The organism is Bradyrhizobium lablabi, from assembly GCF_018131005.1.
GTDB lineage: Bacteria > Pseudomonadota > Alphaproteobacteria > Rhizobiales > Xanthobacteraceae > Bradyrhizobium > Bradyrhizobium lablabi_D.
Genome location: NZ_JAFCJK010000007.1, coordinates 413,144 through 436,024, shown reverse-complemented (window position 1 = coordinate 436,024; position 22,881 = coordinate 413,144). Strand labels below are relative to the sequence as shown.

General features: G+C 63.2%; 22 protein-coding genes. 14 read left to right on the top strand and 8 right to left on the bottom strand.

Features of this window, described 5'->3' with window-relative positions; all coding sequences use genetic code 11:
• Positions 1-317: 317 nt before the first annotated feature.
• The 7 genes from JQ553_RS23580 to JQ553_RS23550 form a co-directional block, all read right to left on the bottom strand.
• A complete protein-coding gene (locus JQ553_RS23580; protein ID WP_212502417.1) occupies positions 318-722 on the bottom strand; it encodes a hypothetical protein in 405 nt (134 codons plus the stop codon).
• Between the two features lie 46 nt (positions 723-768).
• Positions 769-1,449 carry a site-2 protease family protein gene (locus JQ553_RS23575; protein ID WP_212502395.1) on the bottom strand — a complete coding sequence of 227 codons (681 nt, stop codon included), beginning with the start codon at positions 1,447-1,449 and terminating at the stop codon, positions 769-771.
• Positions 1,450-1,529: 80 nt separating this feature from the next.
• Entirely contained in the window at positions 1,530-1,934 is a 405-nt protein-coding gene (locus JQ553_RS23570) for a GFA family protein (RefSeq protein WP_212502394.1), read from the bottom strand.
• A gap of 9 nt (positions 1,935-1,943) precedes the next feature.
• Positions 1,944-2,690 carry an SDR family NAD(P)-dependent oxidoreductase gene (locus JQ553_RS23565; protein ID WP_212502393.1) on the bottom strand — a complete coding sequence of 249 codons (747 nt, stop codon included), beginning with the start codon at positions 2,688-2,690 and terminating at the stop codon, positions 1,944-1,946.
• Positions 2,691-2,716: 26 nt separating this feature from the next.
• Positions 2,717-3,448, bottom strand: a complete 732-nt coding sequence (locus JQ553_RS23560; RefSeq protein ID WP_212502392.1) for an SDR family oxidoreductase — start codon at positions 3,446-3,448, stop codon at positions 2,717-2,719.
• Positions 3,449-3,592: 144 nt separating this feature from the next.
• Positions 3,593-5,428, bottom strand: coding sequence for an IlvD/Edd family dehydratase (locus JQ553_RS23555; protein ID WP_212502391.1), 1,836 nt, complete (start codon positions 5,426-5,428; stop codon positions 3,593-3,595).
• A gap of 208 nt (positions 5,429-5,636) precedes the next feature.
• Entirely contained in the window at positions 5,637-6,665 is a 1,029-nt protein-coding gene (locus JQ553_RS23550; RefSeq protein WP_212502390.1) for a LacI family DNA-binding transcriptional regulator, read from the bottom strand.
• 208 nt (positions 6,666-6,873) lie between these two features.
• On the opposite strand from JQ553_RS23550, the gene JQ553_RS23545 reads away from it, so the two are divergent.
• From JQ553_RS23545 to JQ553_RS23480, 14 genes are all read left to right on the top strand, one after another.
• A complete protein-coding gene (locus JQ553_RS23545) occupies positions 6,874-7,941 on the top strand; it encodes an ABC transporter ATP-binding protein (RefSeq protein ID WP_212502389.1) in 1,068 nt (355 codons plus the stop codon).
• A 77-nt stretch (positions 7,942-8,018) separates the two neighbouring features.
• Positions 8,019-9,338, top strand: a complete 1,320-nt coding sequence (locus JQ553_RS23540; RefSeq protein WP_212502388.1) for an ABC transporter substrate-binding protein — start codon at positions 8,019-8,021, stop codon at positions 9,336-9,338.
• Positions 9,339-9,438: 100 nt separating this feature from the next.
• A complete protein-coding gene (locus JQ553_RS23535; RefSeq protein WP_212502387.1) occupies positions 9,439-10,398 on the top strand; it encodes a carbohydrate ABC transporter permease in 960 nt (319 codons plus the stop codon).
• Positions 10,391-11,314 carry a carbohydrate ABC transporter permease gene (locus JQ553_RS23530; RefSeq protein ID WP_212502386.1) on the top strand — a complete coding sequence of 308 codons (924 nt, stop codon included), beginning with the start codon at positions 10,391-10,393 and terminating at the stop codon, positions 11,312-11,314. Before JQ553_RS23535 ends, JQ553_RS23530 begins: the two co-directional genes overlap by 8 nt.
• 46 nt (positions 11,315-11,360) lie before the next feature.
• Entirely contained in the window at positions 11,361-12,347 is a 987-nt protein-coding gene (gene denD, locus JQ553_RS23525) for a D-erythronate dehydrogenase (protein ID WP_212502385.1), read from the top strand.
• Between the two features lie 30 nt (positions 12,348-12,377).
• Complete coding sequence (locus JQ553_RS23520; protein WP_212502384.1) at positions 12,378-13,334, top strand: sugar kinase; 957 nt, start codon at positions 12,378-12,380, stop codon at positions 13,332-13,334.
• Positions 13,331-13,987, top strand: coding sequence for a bifunctional 4-hydroxy-2-oxoglutarate aldolase/2-dehydro-3-deoxy-phosphogluconate aldolase (gene eda, locus JQ553_RS23515; RefSeq protein WP_212502383.1), 657 nt, complete (start codon positions 13,331-13,333; stop codon positions 13,985-13,987). The genes JQ553_RS23520 and eda overlap by 4 nt, the downstream gene beginning before the upstream one ends.
• Before the next feature lie 39 nt (positions 13,988-14,026).
• Positions 14,027-15,196 carry an acetyl-CoA acetyltransferase gene (locus JQ553_RS23510; protein ID WP_212502382.1) on the top strand — a complete coding sequence of 390 codons (1,170 nt, stop codon included), beginning with the start codon at positions 14,027-14,029 and terminating at the stop codon, positions 15,194-15,196.
• Between the two features lie 225 nt (positions 15,197-15,421).
• A complete protein-coding gene (locus JQ553_RS23505) occupies positions 15,422-15,622 on the top strand; it encodes a hypothetical protein (protein ID WP_212502381.1) in 201 nt (66 codons plus the stop codon).
• Between the two features lie 126 nt (positions 15,623-15,748).
• A complete protein-coding gene (locus JQ553_RS23500; RefSeq protein ID WP_212502380.1) occupies positions 15,749-16,951 on the top strand; it encodes a CaiB/BaiF CoA-transferase family protein in 1,203 nt (400 codons plus the stop codon).
• A 10-nt stretch (positions 16,952-16,961) separates the two neighbouring features.
• Positions 16,962-18,128, top strand: coding sequence for an acyl-CoA dehydrogenase family protein (locus JQ553_RS23495; protein ID WP_212502379.1), 1,167 nt, complete (start codon positions 16,962-16,964; stop codon positions 18,126-18,128).
• Between the two features lies 1 nt (position 18,129).
• Positions 18,130-19,266, top strand: a complete 1,137-nt coding sequence (locus JQ553_RS23490; protein ID WP_212502378.1) for a thiolase family protein — start codon at positions 18,130-18,132, stop codon at positions 19,264-19,266.
• Complete coding sequence (locus JQ553_RS23485; protein WP_212502377.1) at positions 19,263-19,622, top strand: Zn-ribbon domain-containing OB-fold protein; 360 nt, start codon at positions 19,263-19,265, stop codon at positions 19,620-19,622. The genes JQ553_RS23490 and JQ553_RS23485 overlap by 4 nt, the downstream gene beginning before the upstream one ends.
• Before the next feature lie 523 nt (positions 19,623-20,145).
• Positions 20,146-20,673 carry a carboxymuconolactone decarboxylase family protein gene (locus tag JQ553_RS23480; protein WP_212502376.1) on the top strand — a complete coding sequence of 176 codons (528 nt, stop codon included), beginning with the start codon at positions 20,146-20,148 and terminating at the stop codon, positions 20,671-20,673.
• 197 nt (positions 20,674-20,870) lie between these two features.
• Here JQ553_RS23480 and glsA read toward each other — a convergent pair whose 3' ends face one another.
• Positions 20,871-22,730 (bottom strand): glutaminase A, encoded by a 1,860-nt coding sequence (gene glsA, locus JQ553_RS23475; protein WP_212502375.1) that lies wholly within the window; start codon positions 22,728-22,730, stop codon positions 20,871-20,873.
• Between the last annotated feature and the right edge of the window lie 151 nt (positions 22,731-22,881).

The window sequence follows — 22,881 nt, the reverse complement described above, 5'->3', positions numbered from 1 at the left end:
CTGTGGTCCTACCCCCGTGCTTTTTGTTGCACGGGACCCATGGGTGCGATCGGCACCCGGCTTTCCCTGCGCCCTCATTTCTCATGGGGGTGGAAAGTGACGCAAGCCTCGGGCGCATCACGCCGCGAGAACGTTGCCTCACATCCTCAGCTGTCTGACAATTGAATCGGAAGACCAGCCTCGTCATTGCGATGACCATGAACGAGGAAGAAATCGATCTTTCCGTTTTGCCGGGCCGTGATTGCTTCGCTTCGCTCACAATGACGTGGAAGCAGTTGCGCGCCATCACCTGCAGCACGCGAAACGCCGAGAGGCGCCTACCGCCAGTAGTACCTGATGGCGACGTAGACCACGACGAGACACGCAAAGATCAGCGCCACCGGCAGCGGGCGTTTGGCGTTCGGGGCCGCGTGCTTTGGCTTGTTGGGCAGGCGGCGGAAGGCGGTGACGTTGCCGCTCTCCATGACCGGTTCGCGCGAGCGTGCCGGAAGCTCGGGCGGCGCGCCGGCACCGCCCATTTCGGCATAGTAGGTGCGGTACATCAACTGGATGGTCGCCTCGCTCGCCTCGGCGTCGTCCATCCTTTCCAAAAGCTTGCGGTAGCTGGCGAGGAAGTTTTGCGCCTCGGGGGGCAGGGCAGAGGTGCCGTTCAGCTTGGCCATCATCTTCCAGGTCGCGAAGTCGGCCCGCGCCCTGGTGTCGGCGCGTCGCGCAATCAGCATGTCGGCGGCTTTGATCACCATGGCCTCGAAGCGTTCCTTGGTCAGATTATGCATTACCGGTGATCAGGAGAAGGGTCCGGATCACATAGCCGGTCAATGTCCGCAGTATCGCGGAAATAACATCAAGATTTAGGCCGAGCTGGGCGCCGACGACAGGCAGCAGGATCAACAGCCCGATCAGGATCAACATGCCGTAGGGCTCGAGGCGCGACAGCGGGTATGCAAGCTGGCGGGGCAGCAGACCTGCCGCGACGCGGCCGCCATCCAGCGGCGGTATCGGCATCATGTTGAAGATGGCAAGCACAATGTTGATCAGAAACGCGTTTTTTAGATTGTCCGCAATCCATTGCGCGGCGTTCGCCGGGACTAATGGCAGGGCGTGGAATGCCAGGGCCGCTGCTGTCGCGAGCAGGATGTTGGTGGCCGGGCCTGCCAGCGCCACCCAGACCATGTCGAGCCTGGGATGGTTGAGGTTGCGGAAATTCACCGGCACCGGCTTGGCGTAGCCGAACAGGAACGGCGAATGCGACAGCAGCAGCACGCCAGGCAGGATGATCGTACCGAAGGGGTCGATGTGCTTCAGCGGATTGAAGCTGACGCGGCCAAGCTGCCAGGCGGTGTTGTCGCCGAGCCGGTGCGCGACAAAACCATGCGCGGCCTCGTGGAAAGTAATCGCGATGACGAGGGGCAGCACCCAGACCGAGATGTCGTAGAGGGAGATGTTCAATGTGCGCCGCCTTACTTGTCTCGGGATACGGGGCGGTCAGGGTAGCACGGATTAGCGATGATCCTGCGAGCCGCCCATGCTCAAGGCGGCACGGTCCCAGGGTATTGCGGCAAGCCGTCGTCAAGGCAAACCCAATGGAGCTTCTCCGACACCCAGATGTGCTCGGTTGGCGCGAAAGCGTTGCGATCGTCGAAGGCGGCCAGCGCAACGCCGGTTGCGCTGCCGTTGGTGCGGCGGGAAAACAGCCTTGTGCCGCAGGCCTTGCAGAACACCCGTTCCAGCGCCTCGGAAGAGGGATAGCACGCAGTGTCGCCTTGAATCGTCAGCGCGCGCTGGTCGAACAGCGCGCGGGCGAAGAACGGCGAGCCCATCGCCATCTGGCATCTGCGGCAATGGCAGACGCGCACGTTGAGCGGCTCACCCTCCGCCCTGAAACGGACCGCGCCGCACAGGCAGCCGCCTTCTCGTACCGTTTGCGCGGCCATTTGATGCCCTTAATACGTCGCCCGTCCGCCCGAGATGTCAAACACCGCGCCGGTCGAGAACGCGCAGTCTTCGGAGGCAAGCCACGCCACCATCGCGGCGAGCTCCTCGACCAGGACGAAGCGGCCTTTCGGGATTTTCGAGAGCATGAAGTCGATGTGCTGCTGCGTCAACTGGTCGAAGATCGCGGTTTTCGCCGCTGCCGGCGTCACCGCATTGACGAGGATGTCGTGCTGCGCGAGCTCCTTGCCGAGCGATTTCGTCAGCGCGATCAGGCCGGCCTTCGACGACGAGTAATGCGCCGCGTTCGGGTTGCCTTCCTTGCCGGCGATCGAGGCGATGTTGACGATGCGGCCGTATTTCTGGCCGATCATGACAGGCACGATCGCCTTGCAGCAGATGAACGGGCCATCGAGATTGATGCGCAGCACCTTGCGCCACTCGTCGAGATCGGTGTCCCAGACGGTCTTGTTGATGCCGGCGATGCCGGCGTTGTTGACCAGGATGTCAATTTTGCCGAAGGCCTTGAGAGTCGCGTCGCGCGCGGCCTCCACCGCGGCAAGATCGGTGACGTCGACCTTGATTGCGGTAACGTTATCGCCGATCGCCCTGGCGGTCTTCTCGGCGAGCGCGTGATCGTGATCCCAGATCGCTACCCTGGCGCCGGAGGCGACAAAGCGCTCGGCGATCGCGCGGCCAAAGCCCTGGGCGCCGCCGGTGACGACGGCCGAGCGGCCTTTCAGATCGATGTCGTTCATGTTGGAAGCCTTTGACTGCGTGGACGTCAGAGCATGTAGCCGCCATCGACGACGAGGTCGACGCCGGTGGTGAACGCGCTTTCGTCGCTCGCAAGATAGATCGCCATGGCCGCGATTTCCTCTGCGGTGCCCAGCCGGCCCATCTTCTGGCGGGCGACGAATTTCTCGCGTCCATCCGGGCCGGCGGCGGCCGCGCGCTCGAGCATCGAAGGCGTCTCCACGGTGCCGGGGCAGATGCTGTTGCAGCGGATGCCCTGATTAATGAAGTCGAGCGCAATCGCGCGCGTCAGCAGCGAAACCGCCGCCTTGGACGCGCTGTAGACATACCGGTTGGCTGGTGGCCTCAACGCCGCGCAGGACGAGATGTTGACGATGCTGCCGCCTCCGCCCGCCAACATCGCCGGCAGGAACGCCTTGATGGTCCGGTGCATGGATTTGACGTTGAGATCGAACGAGAAGTCCCAGTCTTCTTCCGAACAGTCCATGATGGTTCCATGGTGCACGAAGCCCGCCGCATTGAGCAGGATGTCGATCTTTCCGATGCGCCTGGCGAAGGCGTCGACTGCGGCAGTGCTGCGGACGTCGAGCCGTGCGGTCTCGGCGACGCCTTCCTTGCCCAGAGTGGCGACGCCGCTTTCATTGATGTCGGTGGCTATTACCGTGGCGCCTTCACGCGCGAATGCTATTGCGCACGCACGCCCGATGCCCGCCGCGGCGGCGGTCACAACGGCGCGCTTTCCCTTCAGTCGATCAGACATTCATTTCTCCCAGAGTTCATCATGACGTTTTTTGTCATTGCGAGCGAGTTTATCCATTCCTCCGCTGCGGGCCATGCTCTCGCCTTCGCTCGCCGAGTCTCGGCGGAAGTTGTCGCTTCGCCCCTCGCAAATGACGGCAGCGTGTCAGTGGTTATCCCGCGCCACGCCGACCGTACCGGCGATGTTCTGGTAGCGCGTCGCAAGCTCAAGGCAGGCGCCGGTCGACTGCTGGCCGACGGTCTGCCGGTAGAGCTCCTGCCACGGCGTCTGGTGCGCCGGGTAGGGGAAGCCACCCTTGGCCTTCAGCTCGGCGCGGCGGGTCCGCAGTTCGTCCTCCGAGATCAGGATATTGGCGCTGCCCTTGTTGAGATCGATACGTACCCTGTCGCCGGTCCTGAGGATCGCGAGCCCGCCGTCGGCGGCGGCTTCCGGCGAGGCGTTGAGGATCGACGGCGAGCCCGACGTGCCGGACTGCCGGCCGTCGCCGATGCAGGGCAGGGACAGGATGCCGCGTTTGATCAGCGCGGCCGGCGGCTGCATGTTCACGACCTCGGCGCCGCCGGGGTAACCGATCGGTCCGGTGCCGCGGATGAACAGGACACAGTGCTCGTCGATGCCAAGCGCAGGATCCTCGATGCGTTCGTGATAGTCCTCGGGGCCCTCGAACACGATGGCGCGGCCCTCGAAGGCATTGGGGTCCTTCGGGTTCGTGAGATAGCGGTCGCGGAACTCCTTCGAGATCACGCTGGTCTTCATGATCGCGGAATCGAACAGATTGCCGCGCAGCACGATGAAGCCGGCGTCCTTCACGAGTGGCTTGTCGTAGCTCCAGATCACGTCGCCGTCGGGACTTGCCGCGTCCTTGCAGTTCTCGCCCATGGTGCGGCCGTTGACGGTGATGACGTTCTCATGGATGCGCCTGTGCTTCATCAATTCGCGCACCACGGCCGGCACGCCTCCAGCGCGGTGATATTCCTCGCCGAGATAGAAGCCGGCAGGCTGCATGTTGACGAGCAGTGGCACGTCGTGGCCGTATTTCTGCCAGTCGTCGATCGACAATTCGACGCCGACATGGCGCGCCAGCGCGTTGATATGGATCGGCGCGTTGGTCGAGCCGCCAATCGCGGAATTGACCACGATGCAGTTCTCGAACGCCTGGCGCGTCAGGAAGTCCGACGGCTTCAAATCCTCCCAGACCATCTCCACGATCCGCTTTCCCGTCTCGTATGCGATCTGGCCGCGCTCGCGATAGGGCGCCGGGATCGCCGCGCACCCCGGCAGCGAAAAGCCGAGTGCTTCGGCGAGCGAGTTCATGGTCGAGGCGGTGCCCATGGTGTTGCAATGGCCGACCGATGGCGCCGAGGAGGCCACGATCTCGATGAACTGCTCATAATCGATCTCACCGGCGGCGAGCCGCTCGCGTGCCTTCCACACCACGGTGCCGGAGCCCGTGCGCTGGCCCTCGTGCCAGCCGTTCAGCATCGGGCCGCCCGACAGCACGATCGCCGGCAGGTTGACGGTCGCCGCCGCCATCATGCAGGCCGGGGTGGTCTTGTCGCAACCGGTGGTCAGCACCACGCCGTCGAGCGGATAGCCGAACAGGACCTCGACCAGGCCGAGATAGGCGAGGTTGCGATCGAGCGCGGCGGTCGGGCGCTTGCCGGTCTCCTGGATCGGATGTGTTGGAAACTCCATCGCGATGCCGCCGGCGGCGCGGATGCCCTCTCGCACCCGATGGGCCAGTTCGAGATGGTGCCGATTGCAGGGCGACAGGTCGTTGCCGGTCTGCGCAATGCCGATGATCGGCTTGCCGGCCTGCAGTTCCTCGCGCGTCAGCCCGTAATTGAGATAGCGCTCCAGATACAGCGCGGTCATACCCGGGTTGTGTGGGTTGTTGAACCATTCCTGGGAGCGCAGCTTGCGGCCTTTGCCCTTGTTCTGCCCTGCGGCATCGTGCCCGTTGGTGTGGGGTTTTGTCATGGCTGTGTTCTCCCGCAATGCAAACTAGCGATGGCCCGTTCAGGGGCTCTGGTTTCTACCTTGCGCAAATCGTCGCGCAGCACAAACCCGGCGATCACGAAGGGTTGTCGCCGCCAGGCCGTTGAACCTTAGTTGAAGATGGTTGATTGCGCTATCATTTTGTGTTTTCGAGGCCTTGCCGGCTGCCGGCTGCCGGCCGTCGGCGATGTCAGCGACGTCGCGCCGAACTTTGCCGTTTCATGACACTGAAGCCGAGATCGACCACCGGCCCGGCCGGCCGGCGTCCTTCCAGCGTCTCGATGACCATCGCGGCAGCGTTCCTGCCCATTTCATAGCGATTGGTGCGCACGCTGCTCAGCGTCGGTACGCTCGACGAGGTGAATTCGAGGTCGTTGAAGCCGACGATCGCTATCTGGTCGGGTACCACCATATGCCGGCGCTTGCATTCGAACAGCGTTCCAAGCGCGAGGTCGTCATTGACGCAGAACACCGCGTCGATGTCCGGCGCCTGCGCGAGCAGGTCGGCAAACAACGTGCCGCCGAGGGTCACCGAGGTTGGGAGTGCCGTGGTGACGATCAGCCGGGGGTCGAACAGCGCGGCCTCGGTCATGGCGGACCGATAGCCGTCAAGCCGCCGCTGCACCCGTGGATCCATGCGCGCGCCAAGGAAGCCGATCCGCCGGCATCCCTGGTCGAGAAGGTGCGAAATTGCGGCTTTCGACGCGTCAAAGTGCGAGAAACCGATCATCATGTCGATCGGCGCCGGGCCGATTTCCATGATCTGCACGATCGGGCAGTCGACCGCTTCCATGATGACGCGGGAATCCGCTGTCTGATTGATGCCCGTCACGATAAGGCCGGCCGGCTTCTGCGCCAGGAACAGGCGCAGCAGGCGCTCCTCCTGCAGGATACTGTAGCGCGTATTGGCGAGCTGGATGCTGTAACGGCTGCCGTCGAGCGCGTCGTAGATGCCACGCAGCACGTCGGCAAACACGTTGTTGGTGAGCGAGGGGATCAGGACGCCGATCACTTCGGTCCGCTGCGATGCCAGCGCACGTGCCGCCAGATTGGGCACGTAACCGAGCTCTCTCGCGGCGCTCTCGACGCGCGCGCGCTTATTGATCGAAAGAGCTTCGGGATTCCTGAAGAAGCGCGATGCCGTGATCGGGCTGACGCCGGCCAGCTTGGCGACTTCGGTGAGCCGGATATTGCCTGGCGTGATGCGCTTTCGTGCCATTTGCCGCTCATATCACAGGACATCGCCCAGGATAAACCGATATTGACAGCGCTACCAAGAGGTTGCTAATCGAGCGATTGCCAAAATCGTATAAACTGCGGACAATAACAGCAGTCCGATCGGGCTTTCGGAACCAGCGAAGCCTGAACAAAAACAGAGCGGTTGCAGCACTCGTCGCACATCGCCGGGGAACTGAGGAGGGAAGTGGATGTCGTCGGTCCAGATTCGCGACGTGCGGAAGTCGTTTGGGAGTTTTGAGGTCCTGCACGGCGTGACGATCCCGATCGAGGACGGCGAATTCGTCGTTCTGGTCGGTCCCTCCGGTTGCGGCAAATCGACCCTGCTGCGCATGCTCGCCGGACTTGAGAACATCACCTCGGGCACGATCTCGATCGGCGACCGCGTCGTCAACAATGTCCAGCCCAAAGAGCGCGACATCGCGATGGTGTTCCAGAACTATGCGCTCTATCCGCATATGACGGTCGCCGACAATATGGGTTTCTCGCTCAAGCTGCGCGGCGCCAAGTCCGAGGAAATCTCGGCTGGCGTCAAGCGTGCTGCGGAAATCCTCGCGCTAACGCCGCTGCTCGAACGCTACCCCCGGCAATTGTCCGGCGGCCAGCGCCAGCGTGTGGCAATGGGCCGCGCCATCGTGCGTGATCCGCAGGTCTTCCTGTTCGACGAGCCCCTGTCGAACCTCGACGCCAAGCTGCGCGTTGCGATGCGCACCGAGATCAAGGAACTGCATCAGCGCCTGCGCACCACAACGGTCTATGTGACCCATGACCAGATCGAGGCCATGACCATGGCCGACAAGATCGTGGTGATGCATGACGGAATCGTCGAGCAGATGGGTTCGCCGCTCGAACTGTATGACCGGCCGGAGAACCAGTTTGTCGCCGGCTTCATCGGGTCACCCGCAATGAATTTCCTCAAAGGCAAGGTGAAGGTGAACGGCGTCGCCTATTTCGAGGGGCCGAACGGCGTGAAGCTGCCGCTGAAATCGGCGCCGGCCAATTCCGACGGCTCGCCGGCGGTCTACGGCGTGCGGCCCGAGCACTTCACCATCGCCGATGACGGCGCGGAGGCGGAGATCGTCGTGGTCGAGCCGACCGGCTCGGAGACGCAGGTGTTCGCCAAGCTCGGCGGCGAGCAGGTCGTCGCCGTGTTCCGCGAGCGGCATCAATTCAATCCGGGCGACAAGGTCCGCCTCAAGCCGGATCCGACCCTCGTTCATCTCTTCGACGACGCAAGCGGAAAGCGGCTCAATGGCTGATTAACTTGATTGGCCGCAACGGCTGACCAACAGGCCGGGCTCGAAAACAATAAGAATCATTCATAGGGAGAAGGAAAATGCATGATCTCACTCGCCGCTCGCTGCTTCAGGGCGGTACTGCGCTGACCGCAACCGGGCTATTGACCGGACCGGCGCTGCTCGATTTCGCCAAAGCCTGGGCGCAGACCGCGCCATGGAAGGCCGAGCCGGGCGCCAAGCTGACCGTGATGCGCTGGAAGCGCTTCGTGCCGTCGGAAGATGATGCGTTCAACGCGATGGTCGCGGCCTTCAAGACGGCGACCGGCACCGAGATGAACGTGTTCAGCGAGTCCTTTGAGGACGTGCAGCCGAAGGCGTCCGTTGCCGCGAACACCGGTTCGGGTCTTGATCTCGCCTGGGGCTTGCACACGCTGCCGCAGTTGTTCCCGACCAAAGTCATTCCGATGAACGACGTTGCCGATTATCTCGGCAAGAAGTACGGCGGGTGGACCGAGGCTGCCGCCACGACCTGCAAGAAGGGCAACGACTGGCTCGGCATCCCGGTTGCGACCGTCGGCGGCTATCTGACCTACCGCAAATCGGCGGTGGAGAAGGCGGGCTTCAAGCAGGTGCCGTCCGACTTCCCAGCCTATCTCGAGCTCTGCAAGGCGCTGAAGAAGAACAACACGCCGGCCGGCTTCGCGCTTGGCCACGCCACCGGCGACGCCAACGCCTGGGTGCACAACATCCTCTGGGGCCACAACGCCTGGACCGTCGACAAGGACGACAAGGTCATCATCAACTCGCCGGAAACCATGAAGGCTCTGGAATACGCCAAGGCGCTGTCGGAAACCTTCATTCCGGGCGTCGCGTCCTGGAACGACTCGTCCAACAACAAGGCGTTCCTGTCGGGCGAATTGTTCCTGACCTCGAACGGCATCTCGATCTACATCGCGGCCAAGGACGATCCCAGCAAGAAGGAACTTGCCGAGGACATCGACCACGCGTTGTGGCCAGTTGGGCCGATCGGCAAGCCGACCGAACTGCAGCTTGCGGTTCCGATCCTCGCCTTCAACTTCTGCAAATATCCCAACGCCGCAAAGGCCTTCATCGCCTTCATGCTGGAGAAGGAGAATTACGACAAGTGGCTGACCGGCGCGCGGGGCTATCTCACCCACACGCTCAATGCCTACGATTCCGCCCCGGTCTGGACGGCGGACCCGAAGAATGCGGTGTTCGGCCAGGCCTCCAAGCGCGCTCTGCCGGCCTCCGGCATAGGCACTCCCGGCGAGAAGGCGGCGACCGCGATCGCCGACTTCATCGTGGTCGACATGTTCGCGAACTACTGCACCGGCGCCAAGGACGGCAAGGCTGCGATGGCCGAGGCCGAACGGCAATTGAAGCGCATCTATCGCTGACGACATCGGTGCGGGCGGCGGCTGTTAGCCGTCCGCGCCAACTTTTTCGAGCATGGCACGGTCACGGTCATGTTCGACCAACAAGGATCGGAACACGCCCATGGCTGACGTCGCCCTTGCGCCGAGACGTGCCAAGACCGAAATCCGTGAAGCGACCGCCTGGGATCAGCTCCGCCACAACAAGACCTGGCTCGGCTTCTGGTTCATGCTGCCGGCGATGGCGTTCCTGATCTTCTTCCTCGCCTATCCGCTCGGTCTGGGAATCTGGCTTTCGTTCACCGACACGCGCATCGGTCGCGTCGGCCATTTCGTCGGCACAGAAAACTACGAATGGCTGTGGGATGACGCCATTTTCTGGCTTTCTGTCTTTAATACGCTGCTCTACACCTCCGTCGCGAGTGCGGTGAAGTTCGCCGTCGGGCTCTATCTGGCGCTGCTGCTCAACGAGCGAATGCCATTCAAGGCGCTATTGCGCGCCGCGGTGCTGATCCCCTTCATTGTGCCCACTGTGCTGTCGGCGCTCGCGTTCTGGTGGATCTTCGATTCCCAGTTCTCGATCATTTCCTGGTCGCTGAAGCAGCTCGGTCTGATCACCCAGAACATCAACTTCCTCGGCGACCCCACCTGGGCCCGCATCTGCGTGATTTTCGCCAACATCTGGCGCGGCGTGCCGTTCGTCGCGATTACGCTGCTCGCGGGCCTGCAGACCGTGCAGCCCTCGCTCTATGAAGCGGCTACCCTCGACGGCGCCACGCGCTGGCAGATGTTCCGCTACATCACCTATCCGTTGCTGACGCCGATCATCGCCGTGGTGATGACGTTCTCGGTGCTGTTCACCTTCACCGACTTCCAACTGATCTGGGCGATGACCCGCGGCGGTCCGGTCAATGCCACCCATCTGATGGCGACGCTGTCCTATCAGCGCGCGATCATCGCTGGGCAATTGGGTGAGGGCGCCGCTATCTCGAGCGCGATGATCCCGTTCCTGCTCGCCGCGATCATGGTGTCCTGGTTCGGCCTGCAGCGCAGGAAGTGGCAGCAGGGAGAGAACAATGACTGACCTTCCTGCTTCGAAAGTTGATCTCAAGTCCATCCTGTCGACACCGGCCCCTGTCGATAACAGCGAGGGCATGAGCTATCTGCAGTCGGTGCCGCGGCGGATCGTGACGCTCTATCTCCCGCTGTCGATCATCGTCGTCATCCTGCTGTTTCCGTTCTACTGGATGGCGCTGACCGCCATCAAGCCCGACGATCAGTTGCTTGACCTCGACAAGTTCAATCCGTTCTGGACTTGGAACCCGACCTTCAAGCACATCCACAAGCTCCTGTTCGAAAGCTACTATCCGCATTGGCTATGGAACACGATGTATGTGGCGATCGGCGCCACCGTCCTCTCGATCATCGCGAGTGTGCTCGCGGCCTACGCGATCGTACGGCTGCGCTACAAGGGCGCGAACCTGGTCGGCGGGTTGATCTTCCTTGCTTACCTCGTGCCGCCGTCGATCCTGTTCATCCCGCTTGCCACCGTCGTGTTCCAATACGGTCTGTTCGACTCGCCGTTAGCGCTGATCCTGACCTACCCGACCATCCTGATCCCGTTCTCGACCTGGCTGTTGATGGGTTATTTCAAGACGATTCCCTTCGAGCTCGAGGAATGCGCCCTGATCGACGGGGCGAGCCGCTGGCAAATCCTGATCAAGATCGTGCTGCCGCTGGCCGTTCCCGGGTTGATCTCGGCCTTCATCTTCTGCTTCACGCTGTGCTGGAACGAGTTCATCTACGCGCTGACGTTCCTGCAATCGACCCCGAACAAGACGGTGCCGGTCGCCATCGTCAACGAATTCGTCGACGGCGACATCTATCGCTGGGGTTCGCTGATGGCAGGAGCGCTATGCGGTTCGCTGCCGCTGGTTATCCTTTACGCTTTCTTCGTCGAGCATTATGTCTCGGCAATGACGGGCGCCGTGAAAGAGTGAGCGCGTAAGGCCCGCGTCTGAATTCGAGGTCAAGAGGAGTTGGGTCTTGCACATTCTGGTTCTCGGTGCCGCCGGCATGGTCGGCCGCAAGCTGACGGAGCGTTTGCTGCGCGAGGGGCGGCTGGGCGATCGTGACATCGGCATGATGACGTTGCAGGACGTGGTCGAGCCGCAAAAGCCTGCCAACGCCAAGATCCCGATCAAGGTGATCGCTTCCGATTTCGCCGATGCCGGCGCTGCGGCACCTCTGATCTCCGAGCGGCCCGACGTGATCTTTCATCTCGCCGCAATCGTCTCCGGTGAGGCCGAGGCCGAATTCGACAAGGGTTACCGCATCAACCTCGACGGCACGCGGCATCTGATCGATGCGATCCGTGCGGCCGGCGGGAACTACAAGCCGCGGCTGGTGTTCACTTCCTCGATCGCGGTGTTCGGCGCACCGTTCCCGGAGAAGATCGGCGACGAGTTCTTCCATACGCCGCTGACGAGCTATGGCACGCAGAAATCGATCTGCGAGCTCCTGATCAACGACTACACCCGCAAGGGCCTGCTCGACGGCATCAGCATCCGTCTGCCCACGATTTGCGTGCGGCCCGGCAAGCCGAACAAGGCGGCTTCCGGCTTCTTCTCCAACATCATCCGCGAACCCTTGGCGGGCGAGGAGGCGATCCTGCCGGTTTCCGAAGATGTGCGGCACTGGCACGCTTCGCCGAAATCGGCCGTCGGATTCCTGATCCATGCCGGCAGCATGGATCTCAACGCGATGGGGCCGCGCCGCAATCTCAGCATGCCCGGGCTGTCGGTCACCGTTGGCGAGCAGATCGCGGCGCTCGACCGCGTGGCCGGCAAGAACGTGACGGCGCGCATCAAGCGGGTGCCGGATCCGACCATCATCGGTATCGTCTCGGGCTGGCCGCGCGATTTCGTCACCGATCGTGCGCTCAAGCTCGGCTTCACCACCGCCGAGAAGACGTTCGACGACATTATCCGCATTCACATCGAGGACGAGCTCGGCGGCAAGTTCGTGGCCTAAGCGCCGCTCAGGGCTCGCGCGGCTTTGAAAATGACCCGGGTTGCTTGCATCGGCGAGTGCATGATCGAGCTTCGGCAGGCCCAGGGCGGCCAGAACGGGGGCTTGTATTCGCGCGGCTATGGCGGCGACACGCTCAACACAGCCGTCTATCTGTCGCGCCTCGGCGTCGACGTCGATTACATCACCGCGCTCGGCGACGACGCGCTGAGCGATGAGATGGTCGCGGGCTGGGCCGCGGAAGGGATCGGCATCAAGCGCGTCGTGCGGCTGCCGGGCAAGCTGCCGGGGCTTTATCTGATCCAGACCGACGACAAGGGCGAGCGGCGCTTCTTCCACTGGCGCGACAGTGCCGCCGCTCGCAGCCTGATGGATTTGCCTGAGACCGATGACATCCTGAACTCGCTTGCGACTTATGACCTCGTCTATCTCTCGGCGATCACGCTCTCGATCTTCAGTGATGATGGACGGACGCGCCTGATGGCGGCGCTCAGGCGCGCGCGTCTGTTGGGCACACGCTTTGTGTTCGACACCAATTTCCGCGCCCGCGGCTGGCCCGACCTCGCCATCGCGCGCAATGTCTTCAGCAGCGCGTTCGAAGGCGCCGATATCGTGCTGGCGTCAACCGAAGACCTTGCACCGCTCTATCCGGGCGAGAGCAACACAGCGCTGCTCGCCGGCATCTCCAGCCCCGAGGTCGTGCTCAAGCTTTCCGATCCGGCATGCGTGCTGCGCTATGCCGGCGGTTCGGGCGAGGTGAAGGCGGAGCCGTTGACCAAGCCCGTGGTTGACACCACGGCGGCCGGCGACAGCTTCGCCGCCGCCTATCTTGCCGGGCGTCTCGACGGCGCAAGCCCGGAACAGGCGGCGCGCGCTGGCCATCGTCTGGCCGGCGTCGTGGTGTGCTATCCGGGCGCGATCATCCCTCGCTACGCCATGCCGCCAAAGAGGGCGCAGCGGCCCACAACATTCCGCAAGGCCTCTCAATGACAGCGAAAGCAAAGCAGGACCAGATTGCCGAGCTGATCCGGCAGGCCGTCGTGATCCCGGTACTGACCATCGAGCGTCTCTCGGACGCCGTGCCGCTCGCAAAGGCATTGGTCGCCGGCGGAGTGCGGACCCTGGAGGTGACGCTGCGCACCCCGGTCGCGATCGATGCGGCGAGGGCGATCATGGCCGAGGTACCCGACGCCATGGTCGGGATCGGCACGATCCTCAACGGCGATGACCTGGCGCGCGCCGAGGCGCTTGGCGTCAGGTTCGGCATCAGCCCGGGAGCGACGCCGGAACTCTTGCAGGCGGCGGCTTCGAGCCGGCTGCCGTTCGCGCCGGGGATCGCCACCGCCTCCGAATTGATGCAGGCGCTGGCGCACGGCTTCGAGGTCGTCAAATTCTTCCCTGCCGAGCAGGCCGGCGGTATCAAGGCACTACGGGCGCTGGCGGGGCCATTTCCGAACGTCAGGGTCTGCCCGACCGGCGGCATCGGCGAGACCAATGCCGCGGCATGGCTCGCCGAGCCGAACGTCCTTGCGGTCGGCGGGTCCTGGCTGTGCCCGGCGTCCGAGATCCGCGCCGGCAACTGGGCCGGCATAACCGCCATGTGCGCGCAGTCGATGAAATCGCTGAAAGCTGCCTGCAGATAGGTTACACAGCTCTCCGAGCACAAAAAGGGAGAAATGGCCATGACAGCCAGCATTGTGGGTTGGGCGCACACGCCATTCGGCAAGTTCGACGCGGAGACGGTCGAGAGCCTCGTGGTGAAGGTCGCAACGGAGGCGCTTGCGGATGCCGGCATTTCCGCCGCCGATGTCGACGAGATCATGCTCGGCCACTTCAACGCCGGCTTCTCGCCGCAGGATTTCACGGCGTCGCTGGTGCTGCAGTCAGATCCGCAGCTCCGCTTCAAGCCGGCCACGCGTGTCGAAAACGCCTGCGCCACCGGTTCGGCCGCGGTGCATCAGGGCATCCGCGCGATCGAGTGCGGCGTTGCCAAGTTCGTTCTTGTGGTCGGCGTCGAGCAGATGACGCGGACACCGGGGCCGGAGATCGGCCGCAATCTGTTGAAGGCGTCCTATCTGCCCGAGGACGGCGATACGCCGGGCGGCTTCGCGGGCGTGTTCGGCAAGATTGCGCAGGGCTATTTCCAGAAATATGGCGATCAGTCCGATGCGCTGGCGATGATCGCCGCCAAGAACCACAAGAACGGCGTCGCCAACCCCTACGCGCAGATGCGCAAGGATTTCGGTTTCGAGTTCTGTCGCTCGGAGAGCGACAAGAACCCCTACGTCGCGGGACCCTTGAAGCGCACTGACTGCTCGCTGGTGTCGGATGGCGCCGCCGCACTGGTGCTGACGGACGCCGAGACGGCGAAGACCATGGGCAAGGCGGTCAATTTCCGTGCTACCGCGCATGCGCAGGATTTCCTGCCGATGTCGAAGCGCGACATCCTGCAGTTCGAGGGCTGCACCACGGCCTGGCAGCGTGCGCTGCAGAAGGGCGGCCTGCAGCTGTCCGATCTGTCCTTTGTCGAGACCCATGACTGCTTCACAGTCGCCGAGCTGATCGAGTATGAAGCCATGGGCCTGACGCCGAAGGGGCAGGGCGCGCGCGCCATCAAGGAAGGCTGGACGCAGAAGGACGGCAAGCTCCCGGTCAATCCGTCGGGTGGGTTGAAGGCCAAGGGCCATCCGATCGGCGCGACCGGCGTCTCGATGCATGTCATGACCGCGATGCAGCTCGTGGGACAGGCGCCCGAAGGCATGCAGCTCGACAACCCGCAGCTTGGTGGCATCTTCAATATGGGTGGTGCCGCGGTCGCCAATTACGTCTCGATCCTCGAGCCCGCGAAGTAGTCGCGGGCTCGGGGGACGTCGCCGAATTGCTTGCGGTGCGGGCGCAGCTTGAGGCGCCGGCGCACGACCCGATCTCGGCGCAATCTTCGGGCGGTTCTGCGGGAGATGGCGAGGCAGGTGTCGGCCACCGCGCTGCACACATGTGACGGGCAGCGGCGGGGGGTATAGGCTGATGCCCCCGGCCGCGTTAACCTTGCCGGCGTCCGTCACCCTGGAGAATGCGCCATGGGATACGAAAGCTCTCTCTCACTGCGGGAACTGAACGATCGCATCGCAATCCTGCGGGACAACATCAGGCAACTGATCGAGCAGGCCGCCGGCGCGTCCGGCGCCGAGATCGAAGAACGCATTTCCGCGCGCATCGAACAGCAGAATGCAGAGCTGGAGAAGCTGTTGAACGCGCGCGATGCGCTGTCGGGCGAATAGTTCCGGATAGCCGCGTCGCGCTGTGCCGCGGCGCATACGCCCATACGCCCGATGCAGCTTGATCTCGGCGAAGACGTCCCGTTACTAGGTTGTTGCTAACCAGAATACACGGGAGCGAACAGCACGATGGGACCGCTACAGGGCATCAAGGTCGTGGACATGACGACCGTGCTGATGGGACCCTACGCCACGCAAATGCTCGGCGACTACGGCGCCGATGTCATCAAGGTGGAATCGCCCGATGGCGACGTGACGCGTCAGATCGGGCCGACGCGGCATCCCGGCATGGGACCGGTGTTCCTCAATACCAATCGCAGCAAGCGATCGATCTGCCTCGACCTGAAGAAGCCGGCAGGGCGCGAGGCCGTGCTGCGGTTGATCGCGAAGGCCGACGTGCTTGTCTACAACGTGCGCCCGCAGGCGATGGCGCGGTTGCAACTCGGCTATGACGTAGTCTCCGACATGAATCCGCGGCTGATCTATGCCGGCGTCTTTGGCTTCGGCCAGGACGGACCCTATGCCGCCAAGCCCGCCTATGACGATTTGATCCAGGGCGCGACCGCATTGCCGGCACTGATGGCGCAGACGAGCGACGGCGTGCCCCGTTACGTGCCGAATGCACTGGTCGATCGCATCGTCGGCCTGACCGCGGTCGGCGCGATCTGCGCGAGCCTCGTGCATCGCGACAGGACCGGACAGGGCCAGCGTGTCGACATTCCGATGTTCGAGACCATGGCGGGTTTCGTGATGGGCGACCATATGGGCGGGCTGACCTACGATCCACCGCTCGACAAGGGCGGCTATGCGCGCCACCTCTCTCCCGACCGGCGGCCCTACAAGACGTCGGACGGCTACATTTGCGTGATCGTTTACAACGACAAGCAGTGGGAGAACTTCTTCAAGGCCACCGGCCGCGACGATCTGCGCGCCGATCCGAAATTTGCAACCTTCGCCGGCCGCGCGACCAACATCGACGCGGTCTACGCAGAGCTCGCGCGTATCCTGAAGACCAGGACCACGGCCGCATGGAACGAGATCCTCGAAAAGGCCGACGTGCCGGTGATGCCGATGCACGACCTCGAGAGCCTGCTGGAGGATCCGCACATAGCCGCCGCCGATGTTTTCCCGGTCACCGACCACCCGAGCGAGGGCCGCATTCGTAACATGAAAGTGTCTGCGCGCTGGTCTGACACGAAGGCGGAGCCGGAGCGGCTGGCGCCGCGGCTCGGCCAGCACGGCGAGGAGATTTTGCGGGAGGCGGGGTTTTCCGCCGACGAGATCGCAGTGATGGTGCGCGACGGCGTCACCAGGCTCGCGCACAACAGCTAGGACGCTATCGATGGATTTCGCGCTTTCCGCCAATCAGGAATCGATCCGCGACGCGATCGGAAAGATCTGCTCGCGCTTCGACGATGCCTACTGGCTGAAGAAAGACAAGGAGGGCGGCTACCCGGCCGACTTCCACCGCGCGCTGGCCGATGCCGGCTGGCTTGGCATCTGCATCCCCGAGGAATATGGCGGCTCCGGTCTCGGCATCACAGACGCCGCGATCATGATGCGCGCGATCGCGGAGTCCGGCGCCGGCATGTCCGGCGCGTCGGCGGTGCACATGAATGTGTTCGGGCTCAATCCGGTGGTCGTGTTCGGCACCAGCGAGCAGTGCCGGCGCATGCTGCCGCCGATCATCGACGGCCGCGACAAATCCTGCTTCGCGGTGACCGAGCCGAATACCGGCCTCAACACCACGCAGCTCAAGACCCGCGCGGTTCGCCAGGGCGACAAGTACGTCGTCAACGGCCAGAAGGTCTGGATCTCGACCGCGCAAGTCGCCAACAAGATCCTGCTGCTCGCGCGTACCACGCCGCTGGAGGAGGTGAGGAGCCCGACCCACGGCCTCAGCCTGTTCTACACCGATTTCGACCGTAAGCGCGTCACCGTGCATGAGATCGAGAAGATGGGCCGCAAACCTGTCGACTCCAACGAGCTGTTCTTCGAGAACTTTGAGATCCCGCTCGAGGACCGCATCGGCGAGGAAGGCCGCGGCTTCGAATATATCCTGCACGGCATGAACCCCGAGCGCATCCTGATCGCGGCCGAAGCTGTCGGGCTCGGCCAGATCGCATTGAAGCGGGCATCGGATTATGCGAAGGGCCGCATCGTGTTCAACCGCCCGATCGGCATGAACCAGGCGATCCAGCATCCGTTGGCCAGGAACTGGATGGAGCTCGAAGCCGCCTGGCTGATGGTGCTGCGCGCCGGCTGGCAATACGACCAGGGGCTGCCGTGCGGCCCCGCCGCGAACGCCGCGAAATACCTCGCCGCCGAAGCCGGCTTCCATGCCTGCGAGCAGGCGGTGATGACCCATGGCGGCTTCGGCTACGCCAAGGAATATCATGTCGAGCGCTATTTGCGGGAATCGCTGATCCCGCGCATCGCGCCGATCAGCCCGCAGCTTATCCTCAGCTTCATCGGTGAGAAGGTGCTTGGCCTTCCGAAGTCGTACTGACATGAGCTTCGTTACCGGCGTCGGCCTCACGTCCTACGGCAAGCATGACGGCTTGTCCTCGCTCGACCTGATGAGCAACGCGGCCGAACTGGCCATTGCCGACGCCGGGCTGAAGCGCTCCGAGATCAACGGAATCCTCTGCGGCTACTCGACCGTATCACCGCACATCATGCTGGCGACCGTGTTCGCCGAGCATTTCGGAATTCGCCCGGCTTATGCGCATGCAGTGCAGGTCGGCGGCGCTACCGGACTCGCAATGACGATGCTGGCGCATCATCTCGTCGATGCCGGAGTGGTCCGGCATGTGCTGGTGGTCGGCGGTGAGAACCGGCTCACCGGGCAGAGCCGCGACGCCTCGATCCAGGCGCTCGCCCAGGTCGGCCATCCCGACTACGAGGTGCCACTGGGGCCGACCATCCCGGCCTATTACGGCCTCGTTGCCACGCGGTACATGCATGAGTACGGCGTGACGCAGGAAGACCTTGCCGAGTTCGCGGTCCTGATGCGCAAGCACGCGTTGACGCATCCCGGCGCTCAGTTCCATGAGCCGATCACGGTCGCCGACGTCATGGCGTCGAAGCCGGTGGCCGTGCCGCTCAAGCTGCTCGATTGCTGCCCGGTGTCGGACGGCGGCGCGGCGTTCGTGATCAGCCGGGAAGCCACAAGCGACAGGCGGGTCCGCGTGCGCGGCTGCGCGCAGGCGCACACCCATCAGCATGTCACCGCCGCACCGGCATTGAGCGAACTCGGCGCGGAGATTGCGATCGCCAGGGCGAAGCAGGCATCCGGCATCGCGATTTCTGATATCCGCTACGCTGCCGTCTATGACAGCTTTACGATTACGCTCGCGATGCTGCTGGAAGATTTGGGCCTCGCGAAGCGCGGCGAAGCGGCTGCGCGGGTCCGCGCCGGCCATTTCAGCCGGAACGGCGCAATGCCGCTGAACACTCATGGCGGTCTTCTCAGCTACGGCCATTGCGGTGTCGGTGGGGCGATGGCGCATCTGGTCGAGACCCATCTGCAGATGACCGGACGCGCCGGCAACCGTCAGGTTCGCGACGCCTCGGTGGCGCTGCTGCATGGCGACGGCGGCGTGCTGTCGTCGCATGTCAGCATGTTCCTGGAGCGGGTGCGATGAGCGGCGAGAGCGGGGGCTGGACCAAGGGCGCCGAAGCGATTGTCTATCAATCCTGCAACACCTGCGGCGCGCGGCAATATTTCTGTCGCAGCTTTTGCGCAGCCTGCGGCTCGCCTGATCTGACGGAGAAGCGCGCGAGCGGGGCAGGGACCGTCTATGCGACTTCGCTGGTCTGCCGGGCTGCAACGCCGGAGACGCGGGCACATGTCCCCTACAACATCGTTCTTGTCGACACCGAGGAAGGGTTCCGCATGATGGCGCATGGCGACAGTGACCTCGCCATCGGCGACAGGGTCGCCGTGCGCTTCACCCAGTTCGCCGGACGGCTGGTTCCATATTTTGCAAGAGCGAAGTGAGGGGCTCGGCGATCCAGGCCAGCACGCAAGACCTTGACTGGATTGTCGCTTCGCCCCTCGCAGTTGCGGATGTCATCGCCAGTAAAAGATAACGCTGGCGATGACGAGCATTGCCGTCACCGCCAGCATTTGCGCAAGCGCCTCCGAGGCAGCCCTCTTGGTGGCTTCCTTCATGCGTTCTCCCTAGACTTCGGGCATAGCCCGTCGTTGCGCAAAATTGCGCGCAAGACGGTCAGGTTTTGTACTCGGAACACCCCGCGACGAGTATTCGCTTCTGATGAGTCCCCACTCAGCGAATATCGACTATTCCAGAGTTGTATAGCATTGCGGCGGCAATTTGACTCAGTCGTGTTGCTCCCGCGACAGCCGGCTCCCATAGCGTTTCCGAGCGAAGTGGATGCCGGTCCGCGTGAAGAAAACGCGTCAAAACAAGAATCCAGAGCTTCGGTTCTGATTCAATTAGAACCGATAATGCTCTAGTATTTTGGCCCCCGACACGAACAAACACAATCAAGGTTAGGAAATGGCCCGCATCGAATATTCCGATCCTGCAAAGGCGAACCCGCGCACCCGCGAGATTCTCGACAAGAACCGCAATGCCAACATCTTCCGCATGATGGCGCATTCTCCGAGCTATTTTGAGCAGTATTGCCGGCTCGGTGGCGCGATCCGCCACAAGGGCGAACTCGATCCTGTCGTGCGCGAGCTTGCGATCACCCGCACCGGCATCCTTTGCGAAGCGCCCTACGAGATCGTCGCACACAGGCGTATCGGCAAGAACGTCGGCGTGACTGACGAGCAGAACGAGGCGCTGGAAAACTGGCAGGCTGCGACCTGCTTCAACGAAGTGCAGCGCGCGGCGCTCGCCTTCACCGATGAGATCGTCTCGCTGAAGAAACCTACGGATGCGACCTTCAAGACGATCGCATCGAAATTGACGCCGGCCGCCCTGATCGAGCTGCAGCTCTCGGTGGGCTTCTACATCATGACCTCGAAATTCCTGGAGACTTTCGAGATCGACCTGCAGCCGGTGACGGAAGTCGTGAGCTGAACTTTCCTTCGCCTCTCCCCGCCGGCGGCCGCCTGCGGGGAGAGGCCGGATTCGCATGCAATGCGATCCGGGTGAGGGGGAGACTCCGCTAGTCCAGCTGTCAATTATTTTGCGGCACGAGCCCCTCACCTGACCCTCTTCCCGCGGAAGCGCGGGAAGAGGGGAATGAGAGAGTCGGGAAGGGAATGAGGGAGCGCCTACGTCGACGTCAGCAGATCCACCTTTGCGTTGGCAAGGATCAGGCGGTTGGCCAGGAGCATCGCGAGGTTGCGCATGATAAGCTCGCAAGCGCGCGGGTGCTGCTTGCGGAAGTGCGCGAAGTCAGCGATCGGCAGTTCGTAGGCGGTGGCCGACATGTCGGTCAGCACGTCGGCAGACCGTTGCGGCTCCAGCAGCGCCATCTCGCCGAACGCCGTGCCGGCGGTCAGGGTCGCCAGACGGACGCCGTCCGGCAGGGTGACGTGGACGACGCCGCTGCGCAGGAAGAACAGCGAGGTGGCCGGATCGCCTGCCGCGATGATCTTCTCATTCGGCTGATAGGTCCTGATCGCGCAGCGCGAAGCGAGGTCGGTCAATTCCTCCTCCGTCAAGCCGGCCAGCAGCGGCTGTTCGGAGAGTTCGGTGGTCTCCAGGAAGTCGATCGAGCCGCCATAGCGGTAGACGATCTGATCCTCGGCCCATTCGATTGCGGCATCCAGCAGGTAGAAATCCCTGATATTGCCCAGCCGGCCCGTCCACTCGCTGATCGTCGTCCACTCCCGCGATGTCCGCTTGATACCGGAGAGGATAACGGTGACGCCGAGCTCGGCCAGCTCCTTGAAGGCTTCGGAGATTAGCCGGGCGCCCGCGCGCGTGGTCGCGGTCACGCGGCGCAGATCGAAGATCACGAATTGTGGACGCAGTCCGCCGGCAAGGCGCCGCGAGACATAGTCGACATTGGAGAGCGACAGCGTGCCGACCAGCTCGATCACGCGCACCTCCTGGAAGTGCTTTGCCAGAATTTCCTGTTCCTGCGGACGGCGCACGCGCCGCGACGGATTCTTGCCGATATTGTAGTCGGCGATGATACTGTGGCGGGCGTCGTCGCTGCGGTTGAGCATGTGCAGGTCGTAATGCGCCGACAGTGCCTCGCACACCTTGATGCCGCGCACGCTGTTGCCGTGCTTGTCGAGCTTGGGCGAATAGCTGCCAAGCCCGAGGCGTGCGGGCAGTGCCGCCAGGATGCCGCCGCCGACGCCGCTCTTGGCGGGGATGCCTACGCGGTAGATCCATTCGCCGGCAAAATCGTACATGCCCGACGACGTCATCACCGACAGCGTGCGCGCGATCGCATAGGGCGTCATCACCTGCTCACCAGTCACCGGATTGATGCCGCGGTTGGCGAGCGTCGCAGCCATCACTGCGATGTCGCGGGCGGTGACAAGGATCGCGCATTGGCGGAAATAGACGTCCAGCACCGCCGGCACGTTCTCGGTGATCACGCTGTTGTTGCGCAAGAGATAGCCGATCGCACGATTGCGGTCGCCGGTGGCGCTCTCGGAGGCATAGACGGCCTCGTCGACGCCAAGCTCGCGGCCGGCGAAGCGGCCGAGCGCCTGGCGGATGCATTCAAACGCGCCGTTGCCCCTGGCTGCGTGGATCAGGCCGGAGCAGGCGATCGCGCCGGCATTGACCATCGGATTGAACGGATGATTTTCGGCGTTAAGCCGGATCGAATTGAACGGATCGCCCGACGGCTCGACGCCGATCACGCTCTCCACCCGCCCGGCACCGAGCGAGTCGAGCGCCAGCGCGAACACGAATGGCTTCGACATCGACTGGATTGTGAAGGGCACCTTGGTGTCGCCGATCTCGTAGACATGCCCGTCGAGGGTCGCAAGGCTGATGCCAAAATGGGCAGGGTCGGCCTTGCCGAGCTCCGGGATATAATTTGCGACAGCGCCGCCGGTCTCGGCCAGAAACTCCGCGTGGCATTCATGGAGAAACCGCAGCAAGGGCGGCTTCGAACTCGTCCAGTTCGCGGTGGTGGCGGTGACGGGAGGCGGCGACTGTTTCATCGCCTCTCTTGTGCAACGCAATCCGGGCGCGCGCAACTGAGCTTTCGCCTCGCGGCATGATGTTGACTGACCCATGCGCCAGCGGGCATCAACCTGCAATCAACCAATTCGGACAGCACTTCCCTGGCGGAGAACATGACGTCATCCTGTA